The 6658-nt window shown below is 67.6% G+C and carries 1 protein-coding gene; it reads left to right on the top strand.

Translation table 11 applies throughout. The features are described from left to right. Nucleotides 1–17 precede the first annotated feature (17 nt). Nucleotides 18–6658 (top strand): ExeM/NucH family extracellular endonuclease (locus ACTZWT_RS24365; RefSeq protein WP_444772263.1); only part of this gene is annotated, 6641 nt, incomplete at its 3' end.

Below are 6658 nucleotides of genomic sequence, written 5' to 3' on the forward strand. Positions count from 1 at the left end.
CACTGGAGTGGCGATACATGTCGACGACCCCTCACGTCCTGGCGACCGGCGATTTCCTGCAGGATTGGTCCAACACCGGCCTGATCACGTCCGACGACAACTGGAACGGCGTCGCGTCGATCGTCGGCTATCTCGGCGACATCAATTCGAGCTCGCCGACCGGTGTCGATCCGCGGACACTGACGGGCGCCGCGCTCGGCTCGGTCGACGTCATCGCCAACCAGACCAACACCGCCATCACCAATGGCGGCGTCGCCGAATTCGCGGGCTCGAACCCGACGGTGGCGCTGAACGGCTCGGGCACCGCGGACGCGCCCAGCCTGGTGCTCTATCTCGACGCCACCGGGCGCGAAGACGTCCGTCTGTCCTTCAACGCCCGCGATCTCGACGCCAGCTCGGACAACGCCACGCAGCCGATCGCGGTGCAGTACCGGCTCGGTTCGAGCGGGTCGTGGACCAACGTCCCCGGCGGCTACGCCGCCGACGTGACGACCGCGAATTCCGCGACCCAGGTGACGCCGTTCAACCTGCTGCTGCCCGCCGAGGTCAACGGCCGCGGCGATCTGCAGGTCCGCATCCTGACCACCAATGCCAGCGGCAATGACGAGTGGGTCGGCATCGACGACATCAAGGTGACCAGCACGGCAGATACGCCGGCCGAGGGCCAGGTCGTCGGCTTTGCGCCGGGCTCGACCACGGTTTCGCACGACGAAGGCAACACGGGCGCCAGCACCAGCTACGAGTTCACCGTCGTGCGCGCCGGCGGCTCCATCGGCGAGGTGTCGTTCTCCGGCTCGGTCGCCTCGGCGCAGACCGATGCGTCCGACTTCGTCGGCGGCAATCCGGGCAGCTTCACCGGCACGATCGCGGCCGGGCAGACCTCGACGACGGTCACCGTCACCGTGGCCGGCGACACCGTCACCGAGGCCGACGAGAGCTTCACGCTGACGCTCGAGACCGTCACCAATTCCGAGCCCGTCACCACGACCATCGGCGGCGCCTCGCAGGCCACCGGCGTGATCGTCAATGACGACGTCGGCATCACCAAGATCAGCACCATCCAGGGCGAAGGCGCCAGCAGCGCGATGGTCGGCCAGACGGTCACCGTCGAGGCCATCGTGGTCGGCGACTTCCAGACCGGCGATGCCGATGCCGGCCGCAACCTCAACGGCTTCTATCTGCAGGAAGAGATCACCGATTCCGACGGCAATGTGCGGACCTCGGAAGCGATCTTCGTCTACGGCAACGCCACCGACGTCAATGTCGGCGATCGGGTCCGCGTCACCGGTTCGGTCAGCGAGTATTTCGGGCTCACCGAACTCACCGCGACGAACATCGCGGTCGTCGAGGCCGGCGCGGTGTCGGACATCAGCACCATGGCGGTCGAAATCGACCTGCCGTCGATGGGAACGACGCTGAGCCAGGACGGCGATTACCAGCCCGACCTCGAAGCCTATGAGGGCATGCTGGTCACCATCCCCGAGACCCTGACCATCACCGAGCAGTACAATCTCGACCGCTTCAACGAGATCAAGCTGGTGGCCGGCGATCGTCCCGCGCAGTTCACCCAGGAGAACGCGCCCGACGCCGCCGCCTATCAGGCCTATCTGGCCGAACTGGGCGCCCGCACCATCACCTATGATGACGGCCTCAACACCCAGAACGAGGCGATCACCAATCTCGACGGCTTCGGCCCGGTCTACAACACCGACACGGCGCCGCGGATGGGCGACACCGTCACCGGCCTGACCGGCGTGCTCGACTATCAGTGGGCCGGCAATTCGGCGTCGGGCGCGACCTGGCGGATCCGCTCGGTCGAAGACGGCACCAACAGCTTCGAGGACGGCGCCACCCCGCGCACCGAAACGCCGGACGACGTCGGTGGCCGGCTGAAGGCGGCGAGCTTCAACGTGCTCAACTTCTTCACGACGCTCGACGTCGGCTCCGCCACCACCGCGATCGGCGCGGATCCGCGCGGCGCCGACAGTTCGGCCGAACTGGCGCGTCAGACCGCCAAGCTGGTCGATGCGATCGTCGCCATGGACGTCGACGTGCTGGCGCTGACCGAGCTGGAGAACGACTTCCTGCCGGGCTCGTCCGGCAACGCCATCGAGCATCTGGTCGAGCAGCTCAACGCCGCGGTCGGCGAGGGGACCTATGCGTGGGTCAATCCCGGCCAGCAGTTCGTCGGCGGCGACGCCATCGCGGTCGGCTTCATCTACAAGACCTCGGCGGTCAAGATCGCCGACGGCACCACGGTCGAGATCCTCAACGACGCCGATCTCCCCGGGCTCGGCCTGTCCGGCCTGCTCAGCCAGAGCACCGTCGGGCACATCTTCGACGGCGAGAACACCAGCCGCAACGCGCTGGCGGTGACCTTCGAGGAACTGTCGACCGGCGAGACCTTCACCGCGGTCGCCAATCATCTCAAGTCCAAGAGCGGCACCGGCACCGGCGCCGACGCCGATCAGGGCGACGGCCAGGGCAACTGGCAGAACCAGCGCGAGCTGGCGACCGTCGCCCTGACCGCCTGGGCGCAGAGCGATCCGACCGGCTCGGGCGACAGCGACGTGCTGCTGCTCGGCGACTTCAACGGCTACGCCAAGGAGCAGTCGATCGGCCTGCTCGAGGGCGCCGGTTACGAGAATCTGCAGACCCGCGAGGACGGCGCCTATTCCTACGTGTTCGACGGCCAGACCGGCACGCTCGACTACGCCTTCGCCAATGACAGCCTCGGCGAGCAGGTGACCGGCGTCACCACCTGGCACATCAACGCCGACGAAGCCGATGCGCTCGACTACAACACCGACTTCGGCCGCGACACGTCGATCTTCGATGGCGACTCCGCGATCCGCGTGTCGGACCACGACCCGGTGATCGTCGGCCTCGATCTCGGCGAGCAGGCGCCGGCCCCGGCCTATACGCTGCAGATCCTGCACGCCTCGGACTTCGAGGCGGGGCTGAACGCGGTCGATCGCGCCGGCAATTTCGCCGCGATCGTCGACTATCTGGAAGACACCTACGCGAACTCGATCACGCTGTCGTCGGGCGACAACTTCATTCCCAGCCCGTTCTTCAGCGCCGGCAGCGATGCCTCGATGAAGGAAGTCTACGAGACCGCGCTCGAGACCTATTACGGCCTCACCCCGGGGACGCTGAACATCTCGCCCGGCTTCGGCACCGCCGACATCTCGATGCTCAACATCATCGGCGTGCAGGCGTCGGCGATCGGCAATCACGAGTTCGACGCCGGCACCAACCCGTTCGCGGCGATCATCCGGCAAACCGCCAGCTTCCCGGGCGCGCAGTTCCCCTACCTCTCGGCGAACCTGGATTTCTCGGGAGACTCCAACCTCTCCGGGCTCTACACCAGCACCATCCAGGACGCCGACAACTACACCGGCTTCCCGCCGGTCGCGGGCATCGGCAAGAAGATCGCGCCGGCGACCATCATCGAGGAGAACGGCGAGCGGATCGGCGTGCTCGGCGCGACCACCCAGATCGTCCAGAGCATCTCGTCGACCGGCGGCGTCGAAGTGATCGGCGACAATGTCGACGACATGGCGGCGCTGGCGGCGATCCTGCAGCCGACCATCGATGAACTGCTGTCCCAGGGCATCAACAAGATCATCCTGGTCAGCCATCTGCAGCAGCTCGCCTTCGAGCAGGCGCTGGCGCCGCTGCTGCACGGCGTCGACATCATCGTCGCCGGCGGCTCGCACACGCTTCTGGCCGACGAGACCGACGCGCTCCGCGCCGGCGACACCGCGGCCGGCACCTATCCGATCGTCACCGCGAACGCCGACGGCAACACCACGCTGATCGTCAACACCTCCGGCGAATACTCCTATGTCGGCCGCCTGGTCGTCGACTTCGACGCCGAAGGCAACGTGATCTACACCGAGAACACCGCCGTCAACGGCGCCTACGCCAGCACCGAGGAGGTGGTCCAGTCGCTGTACGACGGCAACACCACGGTCGACGTCGACAATGACGGCGACGTCGATGCCGACGACGCCGATCCGTTCGCCGACGGCAGCCGCGGCGATCTGGTCAACGACATCGCCCAGGCGGTGGGCGGGGTCATCGACGCGCAGGACGGCAACACCTTCGGCAAGACCGACGTCTATCTCGAAGGTCGCCGCGGCGAGGTTCGCACCGAGGAGACCAATCTCGGCAACCTCACCGCCGACGCCAACCTCTGGTACGCCCAGAAGGTCGACGACACGGTGCTGGTCTCGATCAAGAACGGCGGCGGTGTCCGCGACTCGATCGGCTACGTCTACGCGGTCGGCGGCGACGCGGTGGAGAATCCGCCGCTGGCCAACGCCGGCGTCGGCAAGGAGGCCGGCGAGGTGTCGCAGCTCGACATCGCCAACTCGCTGCGCTTCAACAACTCGCTGTCGCTGGTCACCGTCACGGCGACCCAGCTGCTCGAAGTGCTGGAGCATGCCGTCAAGGCGACCACCGCGACCGCCACCCCGGGCCAGTTCGCCCAGATCGGCGGCATCTCCTTCTCGTTCGACAAGGATCTGCCGGCCGGCAATCGCGTGCGGTCGGCGGCCCTGATCGACGAGGACGGCAACCCGGTGATGACGCTGGTCGCCAATGGCGAACTGGCGGTCGATCCGGACATGGCGATCCGCGTGGTGACCTTGAGCTTCCTGCTGACCGGCGGCGACAGCTATCCGTTCCCGAGCTTCATCGCGGCCAATCCGAGCTTCGCCAACGTCGTCAATCTGGCGCCGGATCTGGTTCCGGATGCCGGGCAGGTGGCGAACTTCGCCGCCGAAGGCACCGAGCAGGACGCCCTCGCCGAATACATGGCGGCGAACTACTCGGAGACGGCCTATGGCGAGGTCGACACCGACCGCGCCAACGACACCCGCATCCAGAACCTGGACTACCGGGAAGACACCGTGCTGGCCGGCATGCCGGGCGATATCGTCGGTGATGACGGCGACAACGAGCTGACCGGAACGGACGGCGACGACAGGCTGGCCGGTCTCGGCGGCGACGACATCCTGGTCGGCCTCGGCGGCGACGATCAGCTCGACGGCGGCGAGGGCGACGATACGCTGCTCGGCGGCGACGGCGACGACCAGCTCGCGGGCGGCGAGGGTGACGACAGCCTCGACGGCGAAGCCGGCGACGACGTTCTGCTGGGCGGCGGCGGCGACGACACCCTGCTGGGCGGCGAGGGCGACGATGTCCTCGTCGGCGGCGAGGGCTACGACACGATGGAGGGCGGTGCCGGCAACGACGAGTTCGCGGCGGGCGACGGCGACACCGTCGACGGCGGCGAAGGCGACGACCTCATTGTCGTCTCGACCGACGACTACGCCCCGGCCCTGATCGACGGCGGCGACGGCGACGACACCTTGAAGCTCGTCGGCACCGGCACCGGCACCGGCGCGATCGTGGTCGGCAACATCGTGGTCGACGTCGAGAACCTGGTGGTGGACGGCGGCAGCTGGTCGGTCGACGGATCGGCGGCGTATGCCAACATCACGATCGGCAACGACGCGACGCTGACCTCCAGCCTGATCGTCGACAACAACGACCTCGTCGGCATCGCCGCCGGCGGCACCCTCGCCGTCTCCGGCAACGCGATCATCTGGCAGGGCGGCGGCGACGCGGTCCTCGACAATGCCGGCGAGATCGAAGGCTCGAGCCGCGCGCTCACCACCACGGCGGGCGCGACCGGTTCGCTCACCGTCAACAACCTGGCGGGCGGCGTCATCCGCGGTGCGGTGACCCCGCAGCAGGCGGGTCAGGCCGATGCGACCATCACCATCAACAATGCCGGCGTGATCGAAGCCGGCGGTCGCGTCCTCGACTTCCGCAGCTTCGACGGCAGCGGCGCTTCGGCGGTGGTCAACAACCTGGCCGGCGGCATCATCCGCCAGTACGGCACCGACACCGACGTGATCCGCCCCGGCAATGACGGCACCGTCAACAACTGGGGGACGATCACCACCGACGCGAGCTTCGTCGGCGGAGGCGACCTGATCGACTTCCAGAGCGACACCGGCGGCACGGTCAACAACTATGCCGGCGGTTGGATGGAAGCCTCGCGCCATGCCGTGACCGGCGACAATGCCGTCACCGTGGTCAACTCGGGCACGATGATCGGCCGCAACGGCTCCGCGGTGAATCTCGACACCGACGGGTCGGTCGCGCAGACGGCCTTCATCACCAATTACGGGGTGATGGAAGGTCGCTCCGCCGAACTGTCCGACAGCGATGGCGACGCCATCGACGTCGACGGTCTGGTGCAGGTGCTGAACCACGGCCGGATCTCCGGCCTCGGCGCCGAGGGCTATCACAACGGCGAACCGAACGTGTCGGAAGCGATCGCGATCGGCGGCGGCGAGATCCGCAACTACGCCACCGGCGAGATCTACGGCTACGGCCGTGCGATCCAGGTCGACAACTCCAGCAACAGCAACGCGCTGGGCGTCACCACCATCGTCAACGACGGCCTGATCCAGGGCGACGGCCACGGTCCGGAGGGGGTCTCCTCCGAGGACGCGGCGCGGTTCGACCTGCGCGGCAACGAGGCGATCAACCTGGTCGGCGACTATGCCGACACGCTCATCAACAACGCCACCGGCCGGATCATCGGCGGCGTCGCGATGGGCGGCGGCGCCGACAC

Origin of the sequence: Rhodopseudomonas sp. NSM (assembly GCF_052445935.1) — a bacterium.
Lineage (GTDB): Bacteria > Pseudomonadota > Alphaproteobacteria > Rhizobiales > Xanthobacteraceae > Rhodopseudomonas.